Source organism: Microbacterium sp. 22195 (assembly GCF_052056515.1).
In the GTDB taxonomy this organism is placed as follows: Bacteria; Actinomycetota; Actinomycetes; order Actinomycetales; family Microbacteriaceae; genus Microbacterium.
In genome coordinates this window covers 63909-80958 of the sequence record NZ_JBQEPE010000006.1, presented here as the reverse complement: position 1 = coordinate 80958, position 17050 = coordinate 63909, and the positions used below count along the sequence as shown (strand labels likewise).

14 protein-coding genes are annotated in these 17050 nt (G+C 70.4%); 9 read left to right on the top strand and 5 right to left on the bottom strand.

Translation table 11 applies throughout. The features are described from left to right. Positions 1-8: 8 nt before the first annotated feature. Positions 9-1232 (bottom strand): MFS transporter, encoded by a 1224-nt coding sequence (locus tag ACTJJ4_RS16015; RefSeq protein WP_440944236.1) that lies wholly within the window; start codon positions 1230-1232, stop codon positions 9-11. 58 nt (positions 1233-1290) lie between these two features. Between ACTJJ4_RS16015 and ACTJJ4_RS16010 the strand changes: the two genes are divergently transcribed. After that, positions 1291-2364, top strand: coding sequence for a LacI family DNA-binding transcriptional regulator (locus tag ACTJJ4_RS16010; protein WP_440944235.1), 1074 nt, complete (start codon positions 1291-1293; stop codon positions 2362-2364). A gap of 42 nt (positions 2365-2406) precedes the next feature. Here the strand turns inward: ACTJJ4_RS16010 and ACTJJ4_RS16005 are convergent, their stop codons facing one another. Next, positions 2407-3954 (bottom strand): hypothetical protein, encoded by a 1548-nt coding sequence (locus tag ACTJJ4_RS16005; RefSeq protein WP_440944234.1) that lies wholly within the window; start codon positions 3952-3954, stop codon positions 2407-2409. Positions 3955-4117: 163 nt separating this feature from the next. On the opposite strand from ACTJJ4_RS16005, the gene ACTJJ4_RS16000 reads away from it, so the two are divergent. From ACTJJ4_RS16000 to mnhG, 6 genes are read left to right on the top strand one after another with little or no spacing between them, the layout of a single operon-like run. Further along, positions 4118-7090, top strand: a complete 2973-nt coding sequence (locus ACTJJ4_RS16000) for a Na+/H+ antiporter subunit A (protein ID WP_440944233.1) — start codon at positions 4118-4120, stop codon at positions 7088-7090. Then, complete coding sequence (locus tag ACTJJ4_RS15995; RefSeq protein ID WP_440944232.1) at positions 7090-7647, top strand: Na(+)/H(+) antiporter subunit C; 558 nt, start codon at positions 7090-7092, stop codon at positions 7645-7647. The genes ACTJJ4_RS16000 and ACTJJ4_RS15995 overlap by 1 nt, the downstream gene beginning before the upstream one ends. Beyond that, positions 7644-9197 (top strand): Na+/H+ antiporter subunit D, encoded by a 1554-nt coding sequence (locus tag ACTJJ4_RS15990; protein WP_440944231.1) that lies wholly within the window; start codon positions 7644-7646, stop codon positions 9195-9197. Before ACTJJ4_RS15995 ends, ACTJJ4_RS15990 begins: the two co-directional genes overlap by 4 nt. Beyond that, the gene (locus tag ACTJJ4_RS15985; protein WP_440944230.1) at positions 9194-9778 is read left to right on the top strand and encodes a Na+/H+ antiporter subunit E; all 585 of its coding nucleotides are present in this window, start codon (positions 9194-9196) and stop codon (positions 9776-9778) included. The genes ACTJJ4_RS15990 and ACTJJ4_RS15985 overlap by 4 nt, the downstream gene beginning before the upstream one ends. Continuing rightward, complete coding sequence (locus ACTJJ4_RS15980) at positions 9775-10047, top strand: monovalent cation/H+ antiporter complex subunit F (RefSeq protein WP_292698790.1); 273 nt, start codon at positions 9775-9777, stop codon at positions 10045-10047. Before ACTJJ4_RS15985 ends, ACTJJ4_RS15980 begins: the two co-directional genes overlap by 4 nt. Next, positions 10044-10448, top strand: a complete 405-nt coding sequence (mnhG, locus tag ACTJJ4_RS15975; protein WP_440944229.1) for a monovalent cation/H(+) antiporter subunit G — start codon at positions 10044-10046, stop codon at positions 10446-10448. Before ACTJJ4_RS15980 ends, mnhG begins: the two co-directional genes overlap by 4 nt. A gap of 21 nt (positions 10449-10469) precedes the next feature. On the opposite strand, the gene ACTJJ4_RS15970 is transcribed toward mnhG, so the two are convergent. Next, positions 10470-11231 carry an alpha/beta fold hydrolase gene (locus ACTJJ4_RS15970; protein ID WP_440944228.1) on the bottom strand — a complete coding sequence of 254 codons (762 nt, stop codon included), beginning with the start codon at positions 11229-11231 and terminating at the stop codon, positions 10470-10472. A gap of 116 nt (positions 11232-11347) precedes the next feature. On the opposite strand from ACTJJ4_RS15970, the gene ACTJJ4_RS15965 reads away from it, so the two are divergent. Further along, positions 11348-12226 carry a patatin-like phospholipase family protein gene (locus ACTJJ4_RS15965; protein WP_440944227.1) on the top strand — a complete coding sequence of 293 codons (879 nt, stop codon included), beginning with the start codon at positions 11348-11350 and terminating at the stop codon, positions 12224-12226. 101 nt (positions 12227-12327) lie between these two features. On the opposite strand, the gene ACTJJ4_RS15960 is transcribed toward ACTJJ4_RS15965, so the two are convergent. Continuing rightward, the gene (locus ACTJJ4_RS15960; RefSeq protein WP_440944325.1) at positions 12328-12984 is read right to left on the bottom strand and encodes a class I SAM-dependent methyltransferase; all 657 of its coding nucleotides are present in this window, start codon (positions 12982-12984) and stop codon (positions 12328-12330) included. 211 nt (positions 12985-13195) lie between these two features. Between ACTJJ4_RS15960 and ACTJJ4_RS15955 the strand changes: the two genes are divergently transcribed. Then, positions 13196-14206: a DUF2510 domain-containing protein gene (locus ACTJJ4_RS15955; protein WP_440944226.1), complete on the top strand. Its 1011-nt coding sequence runs from the start codon at positions 13196-13198 to the stop codon at positions 14204-14206. 144 nt (positions 14207-14350) lie between these two features. On the opposite strand, the gene ACTJJ4_RS15950 is transcribed toward ACTJJ4_RS15955, so the two are convergent. Further along, positions 14351-17023 carry a penicillin acylase family protein gene (locus ACTJJ4_RS15950; RefSeq protein WP_440944225.1) on the bottom strand — a complete coding sequence of 891 codons (2673 nt, stop codon included), beginning with the start codon at positions 17021-17023 and terminating at the stop codon, positions 14351-14353. Positions 17024-17050 lie beyond the last annotated feature (27 nt).

Sequence of the window (17050 nt, the reverse complement as noted above, 5' to 3'; positions counted from 1 at the left end):
CGATGAGCCTACTTCGTCGTGACGGGTGCGCCCTCGCGCAGGGGACGCGCGGCGCCCGAGAACAGCCCCGAGAGCACCACCAGCGCGACGAGGATGAACAGGGTGTTCAGCAGCCCGAAGTGCTCGCTGATCACGCCGAGAACCGGCGGGCCGCCGAGGAAGGCGATGTAGCCGATGGTGGCTGCCGCGCTCACGCGTGCCGCGGCCTTGGCCGGGTCATCGGCTGCGGCGGACATACCGAGCGGGAAGCCGAGGGACGCCCCGATCCCCCACAGCGCCGCGCCGATCAGCACGAGCGGCAGGTTCGGACTCAGGATGAACAGCAGGATGCCGGATGCCGCGGCCACGGCCAGCACTCGGAGCACGGCCACGCGGCCGAAGCGGTCGACGAGCGGGCCGCCGAACAGCCGCACCACGGTCATGCCGACCGAGAAGACCGCCAGGGCGAGCGCGCCCATGCCGGACTCCTGGTGGTGCCCCTGCACCACGCCCAGCGCGATCCAGTCGTTGGCCCCGCCCTCCGCGAAGGACATGCCCAGCATCACCACGCCCAGGGCGTAGGTGCGCGGCTCGCGCCAGGCCTCGAGCGCCGTGTGCACGCGCGCACCGAAGCGGGGCTTCACGTCGGGCTCCGGGTCGAGAGCGGCCTCGCGCACCGGCACCTGGAAGAAGCAGACGATCGCGGCCGCGATGATGGCGGCGCTGATGATGCCGGCGTGCACCGCGACGATCAGGCCCAGGCTCGCGGCCAGCACGCCCGCACCGGCGCCGAGCACGGTGCCGAAGCTGAAGAAGGCGTGGAACACGGGCAGGATCGTGCGGCCCATCTGCTGTTCGATGGCGGTGGCCTCGACGTTCATCATCACGTCGACCGAGCCGTTGCCGTAGCCGAACAGCACCATTCCCAGCACGACCAGCGGCACGGATCCGAAGAGGTCGGCGCCCAGGCCGATCAGGCACACGCCGGCGCCGAACGACAGCATCATGACCAGCATCCCGAGCCGTGCGCCGGTGCGCGCCATGACGAGCGGGCCGGTGGAGATGCCGACGATCGAGGAGATGCCCATGCCGAGCAGCAGCAGGCCGATCTGAGCCCGGTCGATGCCGAGCGACGCGGCGATGTCGGGCACGCGGGAGGCCCACGTCGCGACCGAGAGGCCGCTGGCGAGGAAGATCGCGAAGATCGCCGCGCGCCAGCGCACGAACTGCGAACGGGTGAGCGCGGTGTCCATCGGGCCAGTGTATCGAATCGATTCGATGATGCGCGACGCGGCGGGTTATCCTCGGAGGATGAGCAGCACCGCACGCCGTGCGACCATCGCCGACGTGGCCCGCGAGGCCGGCGTCTCGACGTCGACGGCCTCGGTCGTGTTCAGCGGCAAGGTGAACGTGGCCGACGCCACCCGCGAGAAGGTTCTCGCCGCCGCTGCCGTGCTGGGCTACACCGGGCCCGACCCGCGGGCCGCGTCGCTGCGCACCGGACGCAGCGGGATCGTCGCCGTGGTGCTCGGGGGAGAGCTGCGGCATGCGTTCCTCGACCCGGTGACCACAGCCATGATGGACGGCCTCTCCGACGCGCTCGCCGCGATCAGCGCCGGCATCCTGCTGCTGCGCGACGACCCGCAGGGCGATGAGGCTCCCCCGATCACCGAGGCGCCGGTCGACGCCGTGGTGCTGATCGGATGCTCGGGCCGCACTCGCTCCGCGCTGGAGACCGTGCGCCAGCGCGGGCTGCCGGTGGTCGTGATCGAGGGCGACGCGGGGGAGGGGATTCCCCAGGTCACACTGGACAATCGCGAGGCGAGCGCGGAGATGGCGGACTACGTGCGCCAGCTCGGGCACACCGACGTCGCGACCGTGACGCTGGCCCTGGACGCGGAGCGCGAGCGCGGCCCGATCACGCCGGTGCGCGTGGCAGGGGCGACGGTCGATGTCACCCTCGACCGCCTGGCGGGGTTCCGCGAGATCTACCCTGATGCGCCCGGCGTCACCGCCGCGGCGAGCCTGGTCGACGAGGGCATGATCGCCGCCCGCACGCTGCTGACCCGGGCATCCGGCGAGCTGCGCGACGACCGCCCGACGGCGATCGTCGCGCAGAGCGACCTGCTGGCGGTGGGCGTGATCCGCGCCGCCGAGGAGCTCGGCCTGCGCGTGCCGGACGATCTCACCGTGGTCGGCTTCGACGGCATCAATGCCGACGGGCTCGGCTCGCTGAGGCTCACCACCATCGCTCAGCCCGCGGTGGCCAAGGGCCGGGCGGCGGGGGAGCAGGTGGCGCGGATGCTGGCCGGCGAGCCGGGGGAGTCCGTGCACTTCACCTGCTCGTTCCGCGAGGGGGAGACCGCCGCGCCGCCCGTGCGCTGACGGCCCGGTTCGCGCGGCGCCACATGTCGCGGAGCCGTCGTCTCAGGAGCGCTGGGGACCGATCTCCAGCGGATGCGAGGCGTAGTCGAGGATGCGGTAGCGGCCGCATCCGATCACGGCATCCGGCCGCGGATCGCCGGCGATCTGCCAGCGCACCGTCTGGGCGTCCTCGATGAGGAAGGTCAGCTCGCCCGCCGCGAAGTCCGTGCGGTTGGCGAGCCAGTTGTAGCCGCGCAGGGTGTGGTCGACCTGCACCAGCTGCGCGGGGTCCTCGAGCAGCGTCTTCGGCAGCCGCACGGTCCAGAACTGACCGCCGCCCGTGCGGCCCGAGGCGTTCACCCAGTCGACGACGCACGCAGCATCCGGATCGGGCGCCGTCGCGGCCGCGTGGATGCGCGGGACGGATGCCGCGGCTCCCGCGGCCAGCAGCAGGGCGCCGATCGCGGCCACGACCTTCATGGGGGAGGGGAACCGGATCGCCCGCGGATGAGCGATGAGCCCGAGCACCGGGGCGAATGCGATCGGCTCGAGATACCTCGCGGCGTGCGTGCCCAGCAGGATCGCGCCGACGACCGTCGCGAGCGGGGTGAACCAGCCGTAGGCAGCCAGCAGCATCCCTCCGGCTCTCGAAACTCCGTCGCGGGATTCGGGGCGGAACGTGCGCAGCACGCAGGCCAGCAGCAGCGCGAGAGTCAGCGCGGCGGCGCCGATGCCGGCCGGCGTGATCAGCCGGTCGCCAGCGAGCGCGCCGTAGTACTCGGCGGACCTCAGCAGCTCGGTCGGATGCGCGTACCCGGTGCCTGGATCCGCGATCCATGCCGAAAGCGGAATACGCGCGAGCATGCCCAGGATCGAGCCGCCCGCCACGACGAGCAGCGGGCGCAGCGCGGATGGGCCGCACAGCCGCGGATGCACGGCGACCAGCAGCAGGACGAGCAGGGGAGCGGTGGCCCAGGCGAGGAACAGCGGATTGGTCGCGGTGGACAGCGTCGTCACGAAGCCGAGCCCCACGAGCAGCGACCACCCGGCGCGATGTCGGAGATCTGCGCCACGGGGTGAGGACGCACGCGCGTCGAACCAGCGCCGCACCAGCCCGGCGGCCAGCACAGCACCGATCACGGTGGCCGAGTAGTAGGTGGTGGTCAGCAGCAGGGACGCCGGCTCCAGGGCATCCCGCGAGGACGACGTCTCGGTCAGCGCCAGCATCCCGAACGCACCCAGGGCGACCAGCGACCAGGCGACGGGCGCTCGACCGGGGCGACGCCGTCCCGCGGCGAGACGGATCGCACCGTACAGGGCCACCAGGTTCACCACCGCGTTCACGGCCAGCACGCCCATGACAGACAGGGCAGGCAGCAGCATCCGCAGCACCGTGTATGCCGCGGTCTCCGGCAGGAACAGCACGCCCGAGAACATCCAGTCGAGCCGGTCGTGCTCCAGGATCGACCGAGCCACGAGGGCGACGATGAGCGAGTCGCCGTCCCGGAAGAGCAGCTCCGAGCGCGCGGTGGACGCGACCTGTCCGACGATCACGGTCGACATCGCGACCGCAGCGGCCCACCCCGACGCCTCGCGCCATGCCCCACGCATGGGTTCACTCTCGCACGGCCGGCCTGTCGGGCGGCTGAGATCCGGGGGTGCGAAGGGGTGCCGCGTTCGACTCCGGGGAACCGGCGGCCGTATCGCCCCGGTAGAATGGACGAAGATTCGCCCGCCCGTGCCGGAAGGCCCCGACGAGCTTGAGGAGCCGCTTATGCTGTTGCTCCTCGCCGTGTTCCTGATCGGGTCGCTGCTTCTCCCCGTTCTGGTGCGCTGGCTCGGAGCACAGGCATTCGTGATCGGCGCGCTGGTTCCGGCCGCCGCATTCGTGCACGCGCTCACGCTCACTCCGCAGGTGCTGGACCCGAAGACGGTCCCGTTCCAGGACTACGAGTGGATCCCGCAGCTCGGTCTGCACCTCTCCATGCGGATGGACGTGCTCGGCTGGGTGCTGACGCTCATCGTCACCGGCGTGGGCGCGCTCGTGCTGCTCTACTGCCGGTGGTACTTCCACGACGACGGGGTCGAGGTCGGCCAGTTCGCGGGCGTGCTGCTCGGTTTCGCGGGCGCCATGTACGGGCTGGTGCTGACCGACGACCTGATCATGCTCGTGATGTTCTGGGAAGTCACCAGCATCCTGTCGTACCTGCTCATCGGCCACTACCGGCGGCGCGCCGCCAGCCGCCGCGCCGCGCTCCAGGCGCTGCTGGTCACCACGCTGGGCGGGCTCGTGCTGTTCGTCGGCGCGGTGCTGCTCGTCGTGGATGCCGGCACGGCCAGCATCCGCGAGCTGCTGGAGCTCGCGCCCACCGGACCGGTCGTGGATGCCGCGGTCGTGATGCTGCTGATCGGCGCCGTGTCGAAGTCGGCGATCTTCCCGTTCCACTTCTGGCTGCCCGGTGCGATGGCGGCGCCCACCCCCGTGAGCGCCTACCTGCACGCGGCCGCCATGGTGAAGGCCGGCATCTACCTGATCGCCCGGTTCGCGCCGATCTTCGCGCTCTCCGCGCCCTGGCGTCCGATCGTCATCTCGCTCGGCGTCCTCACGATGCTGCTGGGCGGCATCCAGGCCCTGCGCGAGACCGACCTCAAGCGCATCCTCGCGTTCGGCACGGTCAGCCAGCTGGGCTTCTTCTCGGTCGTGATCGGATTCGGCACTCCCGGTGCGGCCCTGGCCGGACTCGCCCTGGTCATCGGGCATGCGCTGTTCAAGTCGGCGCTGTTCCTGATCGTCGGCGTCATCGACCGCCAGCTCTCCACGCGTGACATCACCGAGCTCTCCGGCGTCGGACGCCAGGCGCCGGTGATGGCGACCGCCGCGTTCATCTCGGTCGCCTCGATGATGGGCGTCGCCCCGACCATCGGGTACGTCGCGAAGGAGTCCACCCTCACCGCTCTGCTCGAGGACGCGCAGCACGGATCGGCCTGGGGCTGGGTCGCGCTGATCGGCGTCACCCTCGGCGCGGTGCTGACGGTGGCGTACGGATGCCGGTTCCTCTGGGGCGCCTTCTGGCGGAAGAAGGATGTCTCCGGCGCATATATGCCCGAGACGGCATGGCCGGATCCGCCGGTGGGATTCCTGGCGTCGCCGATCGTCCTGGCGGGGCTCAGCATCGCCGCGGGCATCGGAGCCCCGGCAGTCGACGTGGCGCTGCAGGGGTACGCGCGAAGCGTGGATCCCTCGACCGGCTCGGGCCACGAGGCGTCCGGCCCCGGCCACCTCGCGCTCTGGCACGGATTCGAGCCGGCCCTGTTCCTGTCCCTCGGTGCGATCGCCCTGGGCATCGGGGCGTTCGTGCTCAGCATCCGCTCCGGCTGGCACCGCTGGCCGCGCCTGCTGCGCTTCACCGCAGCCGACGTCTACTACCTGACCATGCGCGGCGTCGACCGTCTTTCGGTGCTGACCACGAGCCTGACGCAGCGCGGTTCGCTGCCGCTGTACGTGGGCACGATCTTCGTGGTGCTGCTCGCCGCGGAGGCCACCGCCCTCGTCGGCGCGGCACCCGAGCGGCTCGCACTCTCGGCCTGGCACACGCCGGTGCAGATCGTCGTCGCGCCGATCATGGCCGTCGCCGGCGTCATCGCGGTCCGCGCGCAGAAGCGCTACACCGGCGTGGTGCTGGTCTCGGTCACCGGCCTCGGCATGGTCGTGCTGTTCGCGACCAGCGGCGCTCCCGATCTGGCGCTGACGCAGATCCTCGTCGAGACCGTCACCATGGTCACCTTCGCGCTCGTGCTGAGGCGGCTGCCCTCGCGGATGGGGGAGCACAACGCATCCGTCGGACGCGTCCCGCGTGCCGTCCTGGCCATCGGCGTCGGCGTGACCATGGCCCTGGTCGCGATCGTCGCCACGCAGGCGCGCATCTTCGACCCGATCTCGGTGGAGTTCCCGCAGCTGGCCTACGACCTCGGGCACGGCAAGAACGTCGTGAACGTGGCGCTCGTCGATCTGCGCGGCTGGGACACGATGGGCGAGCTCAGCGTGCTGGTGCTCGCCGCCACGGGCGTGGCATCCCTGGTCTTCGTCACGCATCGGGCGGATCTGCTCTCGACGACCCGCGACCTGCCGCAGACCGCGCGGCGCCGCACCGCCCGCCGCCCGATGGTCGAGACCGCCGACGGCCCGCGCTTCCAGACGCCGGAGAACCGCGACGCGCCGCGCGCCTGGCTGGTCAGCGGCCAGCGGATCAAGGCGGAGGACCGCTCGATCCTGCTCGAGGTCATCGTGCGGGTGCTGTTCCACACCATCATCGTGGTGTCCATCTACCTGCTCTTCGCCGGGCACAACGGTCCGGGCGGCGGCTTCGCCGGCGGACTCGTCGCCGGCATGGCGCTCGTGATGCGCTACATCGCCGGCGGCCGCTGGGAGCTGGGAGCTGCGGCGCCGACGGATGCCGGTCGTCTGCTCGGCTTCGGCCTGATCCTGGCCGTGGGCGCCGCGCTCATGCCCATGTTCTTCGGCATGGCTCCGCTGGAGAGCGCGGTCTGGTTCGCCGACGTGCCGCTGCTCGGCCACCTGGAGTTCGTGTCGTCGACGGTCTTCGACATCGGCGTGTACCTGGTCGTGATCGGCCTGGTGCTCGACGTGCTGCGCAGCCTGGGGGCCGAGGTCGACAGGCAGACCGCCGAGCGCCGTGGCCGCTTCCAGCCGGCCACCGAGCGCGGCGGCAAGGGGGTGCAGCGCTGATGGATGTCTCGCTGACCCTGATCATCATCATGGCCGTGCTGTTCGCCGCCGGCGTCTACGCCATGATGGAGCGCAGCCTGACCCGCGTGCTCATCGGCTTCCTGCTGCTGGGGAACGCCACCAACCTGCTGCTGCTGATCGTGATGGGCGTCCCGGGCAAGGCGCCGTTCTTCGGCGAGGAGGGTGCGATCAGCGATCCTCTGCCGCAGGCGCTCACGCTCACCGCCATCGTGATCACCTTCGCGGTGTCGGCCTTCCTGCTGGCCCTCATCTATCGCTCCTGGCAGCTGGGCCAGGCGGACACCGTCGAGGACGATGTCGACGACATCGCGCTGCGCGAGCGGACGGATGCCGAGGAGGAGCTGTTCGACGACGAGTCCTCGCCGGACGAGGAGGAGGCCACCACCGACTTCGTCGGGACCGCCACCTCGCCGATCACCGTGCTGCATATGCGCGATCACGCATCCATCGACGACGACGCCCCCATGGACGTTCCGGATCCCTCGCCCCGACCCGCGGGAACCGCGGACGATGACGACGAAGGGGACCGCCCATGACCTCGCTGGTTCCCCTCATCGTGATGCTGCCGCTGCTCGGCGCCGCGGTCACGCTCGTGTTCGGCCGCAACCCGCGCCTGCAGATGCTGGTGACGGCGGGCACTCTGGCCGCGGTCTCGATCATCGCCGCGGTGCTGCTGGTGGCGGTGGACGCGGCCGACAAGCCGTTCGCGGTGTCGGTCGGCGGCTGGCCCGTGCCCTTCGGGATCGTGCTGTACGTCGACCGGCTCGCCGCGCTGCTGGTGCTCGTCTCGAGCATCGTGCTGCTCGCGGTGCTGCTGTTCTCGATCGGTCAGGGTGCCGCGGACGGCGTCGAGGAGACGCCGATCTCGATCTTCAACCCGACGTACCTGATCCTGGCCGCCGGCATCTTCGACGCGTTCATCGCCGGAGACCTGTTCAACCTCTACGTCGGGTTCGAGATCCTGCTGGTCGCCTCGTACGTGCTGATCACGCTGGGCAGCACCGAATCGCGGATCCGCACCGGTGCGGTCTACATCGTCGTGTCGCTGGTCTCGTCGATCCTGTTCCTGGCCGCGATCGCGATGATCTACGGCGCCGTCGGCACCGTGAACATGGCGCAGGTCGCCGAGCGCGTCGCGCAGCTGCCGCCGGAGACCCAGCTCGTCCTGCATCTGATGCTCGTGATCGCGTTCGGCATCAAGGCCGCCATCTTCCCGGTGTCGTTCTGGCTGCCCGACTCGTACCCCACGGCCCCGGCGCCGGTCACCGCGGTGTTCGCCGGCCTGCTGACCAAGGTCGGCGTGTACGCGCTGATCCGCACCGAGACGCAGCTCTTCGCGAGCAGCGACATCAACACCCTGCTGCTGATCGTGGCCCTGGCGACGCTGGTGGTCGGGGTGCTCGGCGCCGTCGCGCAGGCGGAGCTCAAGCGCATCCTGTCGTTCACCCTGGTCAGCCACGTCGGGTACATGATCTTCGGCCTGGCCATCGCGACCGAGAACGCGATCGGCGCCACGGTGTACTACATCGTGCACCACATCGTCGTGCAGACCACGCTGTTCCTGGCCGTCGGTCTCATCGAGCGCAAGGCGGGCAGCACCTCGATCCTGAGGGTCAGCGGCCTGATGAAGGCGGCGCCGCTGCTGGCCGTGCTCTACTTCGTGCCGGCGATCAACCTGGGCGGCCTCCCGCCCTTCTCGGGCTTCATCGGCAAGGTCGCGCTGTTCGAGTCGGCGGCGCAGGTGCGCACACCGCTGATGATCGTGCTGATCCTGGGCGGCATCCTCACCTCGCTGCTCACGCTGTACGCGCTGATGCGCGCCTGGAACCTCGCGTTCTGGCGCGAGGGCGACGACCTCGCCGAGATCGAGGGCCGCGTCGGCTACCTGGGCAACGCGCCGGCCGCCGACGTGCAGACCGAGACCCGCCGCATCCCCGCCATCATGACCGTCGCGACGGCGGGCATGGTCGCCGTCACGATCGCCCTGACCGTGTTCGCCGGCCCGCTGTACGCGCTGTGCGACCGGATCGGCGCGGGCCTGCTTCAGCCGATCACGCTGCAGCAGATCGATGAGGAGGCCGGATGAGCCCCGAATCGAAGCACCTGACCAAGCGCGGCCTGCTGCGCGACATCCTGCTGCAGCTGCCGTTCATGCTGTGGCTGATCCTGATCTGGATGCTGCTCTGGCACCAGTTCACGCCGCTGGCGCTCGTCACGGGCATCCTGGTCGCGATCTTCGTGACCCGCGTGTTCCGACTGCCGACCGTCGAGCTCGTCGGCCGCATCAACGTCTGGTACTCGCTGGTGTTCATCGTGCGGTTCCTCGGCGCGGTGGTGCTGGGCGCCATCAGCGTGGCCATCCAGGTGTTCGACTTCCGGCGCCAGCCGGGCGCTGCGATCGTCGAGATCCCGCTGCGGTACGCCGACGACATCGTCACCACGCATGTCGCGGTCACGGCATCCCTCATCCCCGGTTCGCTGGTGGTCGAGAGCGACCGCGACCGGCGCATCCTGTATCTGCACGTGATCGGCGTGCGCAGCCGCGCCGACGTGGACGCGTTCCGCGACGAGGTGCTGCGCTGGGAGCGTCGCATCGTGCGCGCCGTGGGGACGCCCGAGCAGTACGCGGCGCTGAAGGCGGACGAGAAGAGGGGACGCGCCCGATGAACGACATCCTGTTCATCGCGATCATGGTCGTGTTCGGCCTGGCCGCGATCCTGAGCGTGATCCGCATCGTGCGCGGCCCGTCGATCCTCGACCGCACCGTGGCCTCCGACGTGCTGCTCACCGAGGTGATGTGCGTGCTCGGCGCCGACATGGCGATCAACGGGCACATGCGCAACGTCCCGGTCATGCTCATCATCGCGGCCGTCGCCGTGTTCGGCTCGATCGCGGTGGCCCGGTACGTCGCGCGGAGGGACAACACGGCACCATGACCTCCACCATGACCTCGTTCCTCGAGATCGCCCTGCCCCAGCCGGTCGCGGATGCGATCGTGCTGGTGCTGGTGCTGATCGGCGCGATCCTGTGCCTGTCGGCCGCTGTCGGGCTGCTGCACTTCCGCGACGTGCCGAGCCGCCTGCACGCCGCCACCAAGCCGCAGGTGCTCGGCCTGGTGCTGATCTGCCTGGCGATCGCGGTCGCGCAGCGCACCATCGGCGGGATGCTGCTGGGCCTGCTCATCGTGATCCCGGTGATCCTGCTGCAGTTCGCCACGGCGCCGCTGTCGGCGCACATGGTGGGCCGACAGGCGTACCGCAACGGCACGGTCGACCACCAGGGGCTGATCGTCGACGAGTACGCGGACTCCAAGACAACGCCACCCGCCGCGGGCTGAGGCGCGCGGTCGCCGGCTGACTCAGAGCCCGCCCACGAAGTCGCGGATCTTCTCGGCCGCAGGGCCGACGTCGCTGATCAGTGTGCCGTGGCCGTGGTCGGGGATCTCCTCGAACCGGGCATCCGGAACGAGCTCCACGATCTCGTGGCACCAGGTCATCGGCGCGAGCGGATCGCGCTGGCCACGCAGCACGAGCGTCGGCACCTGCACCCGCGGGTACGCCTTCTCGGGCTCGTGCACGATGGTCGCGCGCATCTTGCGGATCAGGTGCGGACCGCCGCGCAGGTACTCGCGCGCGCCGCGCCACAGCACGGTCGGCCGTTCGCCGAGCAGGTCTCGCAGCAGGTAGCCGGCCTGCACCCGGATGGTGCGCGCGGTGCTGTCCACGGTGGGGCCGGCCAGGATCAGCGCGGAGACGACGTCCGGATGCCGCGCCGCGACCTCTGCGGCGACCTGGCTTCCCATCGAATGGCCGAGCACCACGGCATCCGCCACCTCGCGCGAGCGGAGGAACGCCGCCACCAGGTCGGCGTGACGCTCCATGGTGAGCGTCCTGCGTGGCTCGGGCGCCTCACCGAATCCGGGGAGGTCGATGCCGATCACGCGGCCGCCCAGGCGCTGCACGAGGTCGATGTACACGCTGCGGCCCATGCCGATGCCGTGCAGCAGCACGACGGGGCGGGTACCGGATCCGAAATCCTCGAAGACGAGCGTCGCCCCGCCGTGGTCGAACTCGCCCAGCTGCACGCGACTCCCCTCGGGTGCGAGCAGACGTTCCGGCATCCGTCCACGCTACCGGGAACGCGGCAGGAACGCGCTGCACGGGCCCTCGTCCGGGGCCGGATGGCGGGGGAAGGGGACTGACGGTCGCAGTCCCTGCGTGCTAGCGTCTTCCCCGCATGAGCACACACACCAGGGCACTCATCCTGGGCGGCGCGGGTTCGGCGGGCAATGCCTGGCTGATCGGCGTCGTCGCAGGGCTCCTCGAGCGCGGAGTCGACGTCACGGATGCCGATCTCATCGTCGGCACGTCCGCCGGATCGACGACGGCCGTGCAGCTGGTCTCGGGAGACCCGCGCGAGCTGTACGAGGCGACCATCGCGCCTGTTCCGCCACGGTCCCCGGCGGGTCCTGCGACGCGGGGCGCGGGCGGGCCTCCGCGCGTGAACCATTTCGAGCGCACGACCGCGATCATCGCGGCATCCGCGGATGCCGTCGACATGCGCCGCCGCCTCGGCGCCTCGGCCCTGGAGCTGGATGCGGCCGACGACGGAACGGCCGCGCGGCGCTGGCGCGAGGTGTGCGCCTCGCGACTCCCCGCGCAGGAGTGGCCGGACAGGCGGATCGTGATCACCGCGGTCGATGCGCGCACGGGGGATCCGGTGCTGTTCGACCGTGACAGCGGAGTCGACCTGGCGGATGCCGTGGCCGCGAGCACCTCGAGCGGCCTGCCGCACCGCATCGGCGAGGACCGCTACATCGACGGCGGCTACCGCACGAACGCCGACAACGCCGATCTGGCGGCGGGGTATCAGCGGGTGCTCGTGCTCTCGCCGTTCGGAGGGCGCACGCGCTCGCCGCAGGAGTGGGGCCTGCACCTCGCCGATCAGATCGCGGCTCTGCGCGCTGCAGGAAGCCACGTCGAGACGGTGTTCCCGGACGACGAGCGGCTGTTCGGAGCGAACGCGATGGACCCGTCGCTGCGCGCCCCCGCGGCACGGTCGGGGCATGAGCAGGGTGTGGCGCTCGCTGATCGGGTTTGCGCGCTCTGGGCGTGACGGCATCGTTCCTGACGGATGTCGTCCGTGACGGCGCCCACCTCGTACCGACGCCCTTTCGTGTGCATGGGTGGGCGCAGATCCGAGCGTCCGACGGACGGTCACCCTTGCGGTGCGATCCAGAACGCGGTGTAGCGCCAGAAGAGCCGCCGACGCATTCGGATGCCAGGAAGCACGGCGGACGCTGCGGCACGGATGTCCTCGAAGGTCTGCGACGCCTCGGCTACGGGCGAGGTCATGTGCTCAGGATGGCGGACCGCCCGGCGGGGATGGCGCAGCAGGCCGATGATCGGATTCAGGGCCATCGACACGGCGGAGCGCAGCGCGTCGCTCGGCGTCTCCTTCGCGATTCCGACCACGACCAATCTTCCCCCTGGACGCAGCGAATCGCGGACGGTCGTCAGCGCCGCGTCGAGCGACATGTGGTGAAGGGACGCCACGAACACGACGAGATCGTAGGCGTTCCGGGGCTCCGTCCCGAAAGCACGGACATCGATGCGCACTTGTGGAGATGCCGCCCGCGCTTCGGCGATCGCCGCGGATGGCGCGTCCGGCTCGATTCCGATCACTACGGGAAACACACGAGCGAGCCGCCTCAACAGGTTTCCCGTGCCGCACCCGACATCCACGGCGGTGTCGCCTCCTGCGCGGCGGACGGCTCGAGCGTGCCGGAGAACGAACCCCGAGTACGCGTCGTTGTGCGACCAGGGATGCGCCGCGTTGAACCGGCCGAGTGCCTCCAGAAGTCGCACGTCCATGAAGCTCACCCTAGGCTTCGGCGCCGCAGATGATGATCGCGGTGAATGGACGCATCGATCTGGACTGAGGTCGCCGATGAGCCGGGCTCGGTGGCGCGGGGTGCTCAGCGCGAGCCACCTCACGCGTCCACGGGACGGCGGAGCCCAGGCGCGCGGGCTTGTACGATCGAGCGCAGGGGGAGGCCGCTCGGCCGAACCGGAGAGGACGAGCATGGCGGCGCAGCCGGGATGGTATCCGGCCGGGGTTCCCGGGCGTGAGCGCTGGTGGGACGGACTGCAGTGGACCGCGTACGAGCGCGAGGTGGCGGCATCGGCGGCCCCGATGATCCCGCAGACGCCTTCGGTTCAGACGCCTTCAGTTCCGCAGGCGTCAGTCCCGCAGGCGCCCGCGCCGCAGCATCCGCAGTTCGCCGCGCCCGGTGCCCCGTCCGCAACCCCCGGCGCCCAGTTCGCCGCTGCCCCTGCGTTCGCGCCGACGCCGCAGCCCACGGTCCACCCGCAGTCCGCGGCAGCGCAGGTCGTCACCCCGCCGATGGGCTGGTACGCCTTCCCGCCGTCGGGGCAGACGCGCTGGTGGAACGGCGTGGACTGGACCGCCTACAAGCTCAAGAACGACCGGGTGCGGGCAGACGCCTATGCCGTGGAGCCTCCGGGAATGGGCTGGGTGCTCGGCGGGATGTTCGCGCTGATCGCCCTGATGAACCTGTTCATGGGACTGCTGAATCCCGGCATGGGCGCGCTGTCCATCGTGTGGTTCGCCATCTCGATCGTGTGGTTCGTCGGCGCCGGTCGCGACCACGCGCGTCGCCGGGTTCCGCCGCCCACGACCGCCCCGTCCGTGGACGCCGAGCTGCGGCCCTTCCCCGGTGAGGCGGATGCCGCCGGAGCCGGCTGGTACGTCGTCAGCGGCGCTGTGCTGCGCTGGTGGACGGGAACGCGCTGGGCGCACTACGTGCTGGACCGGGGCCGCGTGCGCCCCACGCACTTCGCTCCGCGGGCCTTCCGCACCTCGATGATCACGTCCGCAGTCATCGGCGGGCTGGGCCTGATCGGTCTGGTTGGCGGCATCGTGCTGGCGAACACCACCGACGACTCCGAAGCAGGCATCATGTTCGCCGTCCTGGGCGGCGCATTCGTGTTCATCGCCCTGATCCTGCTGATCAGCGTGTACGCCCGCCGCTACGCCCTGATCCTGCCGGCGAAACCGCCGCAGCAGCGCTGACCGCCGCGTCGCCGGGTCGCCGCCGTCGCGAGCCACCATCGAATCCCCGAGCCACCACGCTGATCACTGCGATTCTCCTGGTGGCTCGGGGTTTGCGTGGTGGCTCGGCGAAGCGGGTCGGCCTCGCCCGCCAGCGCTGACCGCTCAGCCTGCGGGCTTCAGCACCAGGGTGTCCACGGTCGCCTCGGCGACGGCCTTCTTCGTGAACGCCCAGGGATGCTGGACCCCGGCGGCCCAGTCCTCGGTCTGGTCGGTGTAGTGCTCGTTGAACGCGTGGCCGCTGGCACCGGTGAGGTGGATCCAGGTCGAGTCGTCGAAGTCGGCGAGGTCGACCACCATGCGCATGGACGGCACCGTCGTGGTCGCGTACGACTCGCCCACCTTCCAGCCGGTGGCGTTCACGAGCGACGACCCGCCGCTGACCGGGAACGGCCCGCGGTTGAAGAGCATCTCGATCGGGGCGATGCCCGATGAGCCCAGCGTCGAGCTGCGCAGCGACAGCGCATGCAGCGAGCCCCAGTTCCAGCGGCTCACGTCGTCGCCCTGCAGCTTCGACAGTTCGGCGTACGCCTGCTCGGCGGAGAGGGCGAGCACGGCGTCCATCCCGTCGGCCTTCAGCCGGTCGTTGGTCCACAGCGGATCCGAGGGGTCGTCGAGCATGGCGCCGACCACCGTGAACAGCCGTCCCTGATCGCCTGTGGGCAGCGGCACCTCGCGGTCGATGAAGACGTTGCGCACCAGGTTCGACCACAGCACGTTGGCGTAGGCCGCGGCCGGCGAGTCGGCGCGGTTCTGAGCATCCCAGGTCCGCAGCAGATCGACGGCCGTCTTCGGACCCTCGCCCTCGACCTTCACATCGGCCATCGCCACGGCGAGCTGCTTGCCGATCCACATCTCGTCGTCCATCTGGATGTCGCGCAGATCCTGCGGCTTCAGGGGCCCTGCGGCCGACTTTCGCTCGATCAGGTGCGCGATGCGGGCCGCGCGGTAGCCGTAGTCCCAGTCCCGCGACAGGAAGTACGGGTAGTCGTCGGAGACGATCGCGTTGTTGGCCGTGACGATGTAGCCGTCGCTCGGGTTGTACGACACGGGCAGATCCTCGAAGGGGATGAACCCGGTCCAGTCGTAGGCGCTGTCCCAGCCGGGCTGCGGCAGCCAGCCGTCGCCCGCGCCGCGGATCGGCAGCCGGCCGGGGGCCTGATAGCCGATGTTCCCCTTCCTGTCCGCGTAGATCAGGTTCTGCGCGGGCACGTCGAACAGGGATGCCGCGCGGCGGAAGTCCGTGAAGTCCTTCGCCGTGTCGAGCGCGAAGATCGCCTTCGCCGTGGTGCCGGGGTCGAGCGCCGTCCAGCGCAGGCTGACCGCGACGTCGCCCTCGGGGATCTCGGGCGCATCCGCGAGCGGCAGCGCACTCTCGCCGGAGCCCTTGCCGACACCCACCACGGGCGCGTCCGCGATCGCCGTGAAGTCGTCTGCGAGGCCGGAGATGATCGGGCCGTGCACGGTGCGCCGGATGGTGAGCGGCACGTCCTTCCCGCCCGCGACCTTGATGACGTCCTTCTCCACCTCGATCGGCTGCAGCGCGCCGTCGCGCCAGTACTGCTCGCCCTGCACCTTCTCGACGTACAGATCGGCGACGTCGGTGGTGAGGTTCGTGAAGCCCCAGGCGATCTTCTCGTTGTGCCCGATCACGATGCCGGGAAGGCCCGAGAACGAGAAGCCGGCCGTGTCGAACGGGCAGGCCTCGCTGACCTTCGCGCACTTCAGCTGCATCTGGTACCAGACCGAGGGGAGCGCGGCACCGAGGTGCGGGTCGTTCGCGAGGAGGGGCTTGCCGCTGGCGGTGAGGTCGCCGGAGACGACCCAGGAGTTGGAGCCGATGCCCTCGCCCACCGGACCCAGCAGCATGCTCGCCGCCTCGATCACGCTGTCGGCCTGCTGCCACTGCACGGTCGTCACGGCGTCCGACACGTCGGTGTCCGTGCCCGGCTTCGTCGAGAAGGATGCCGGCGCCGTGCCGCCCTCGTCGCCGTCGACCTTCAGAGGTTCGAGCGTGGAGATCTTCGGAACGATCACCGGATTCTGCTCGAACGGATACGCCGGGTAGACGCGATCGATGAGCGTCTTGGCATCGGCATCCGATTCGCCGGCCTTGCTCAGCTGCGCGGCGAGCAGCGCACGGTCGGTCTCGTCGCCGATGTTGGTGCGCAGGTCCCATGCCATCGCCTTCAGCCACGCCACGGAGTCAGCGGGCTGCCACGGCTCGGGCTTGTAGTCCGGGTTCTGCACGCCGAGCACCGCGTACTCCAGCGACAGATCCGCGCCCGAGCGCGACGCCAGGTAGGCGTTCACTCCGGCCGAGTACGCCTCGTAGTAGCCGCGGGTGGTGTCGTCGAGCGCCTCGACCTCCTGCTCGGCGACCTTCCGCCAGCCCAGCGTGCGCAGGAACTTGTCGGTGGGAACCTGGGATGCCCCGAACATCTCCGCCACGCGGCCCGAGGTCACGTGCCGGCGGAAGTCCATCTCGAAGAAGCGGTCCTGCGCGTGGGTGAAGCCCTGGGCGAAGAAAAGGTCGTCGGTGGACGATGCGGTGATCGTGGGGATGCCCAGGGCATCGCGCTGCACGGTGACGTTCTTCTCGAGCCCCTTCACGCTGAGCTCGCCGGAGGTCTCGGGGAAGGAGCGCTGGATGGTCCAGACCAGGAAGAAGGCCGCGGCGGTCGCGATGACCAGCAGCGAGGCGAGGACGAGGAAGGCGATGCGCCCGATGCGGCTGCCGAGCGATCGGCGGGGTGCGGTCGTGGTGTCTGTCGTCATCGGCGGGTTCCCCAGGAGCGGATCGTG